The organism is Stutzerimonas stutzeri (assembly GCF_000935215.1).
GTDB lineage: Bacteria > Pseudomonadota > Gammaproteobacteria > Pseudomonadales > Pseudomonadaceae > Stutzerimonas.
This window is the reverse complement of record NZ_JXXD01000191.1, coordinates 1-319: the sequence shown is the minus strand read 5'-3', so window position 1 is coordinate 319 and position 319 is coordinate 1. Positions and strand designations below refer to the sequence as shown.

The following is a 319-nucleotide window of genomic DNA, read 5'->3' as shown; positions in this document are numbered from 1 at the left end:
CTTAGAAATGAATGACATGAATACAAGTGGCTATCATTCTATGAAAGCCGATGGTAGAGATGTCATTGACGTTAAGGATGACGCAAATGCAGCAGTTGTTCAGGAGCACTATCAAACAGGTCTGAATAATCAGCCAACGGATCAGCCTCCCGTTGTGGATACGTTCATGAGCAATCCTGAGCCGCTTACACATCAACTCAGCGAGATGCCTCAGAATTTCTCGAATGCGGGGCAGGGCATAAAAAATGCGGCTCAGACAACTTACAGAGAGCTACAAGAAGCTGGCGAGAAATATCGGGAATCAAGTAAGCCACGAAGC

At 46.1% G+C, this 319-nt stretch carries 1 protein-coding gene; it reads left to right on the top strand.

Going from position 1 to position 319, the window contains the following annotated elements:
* Positions 1 to 319 (top strand): hypothetical protein (locus tag LO50_RS24935; protein ID WP_157786447.1); only part of this gene is annotated, 319 nt, incomplete at both ends.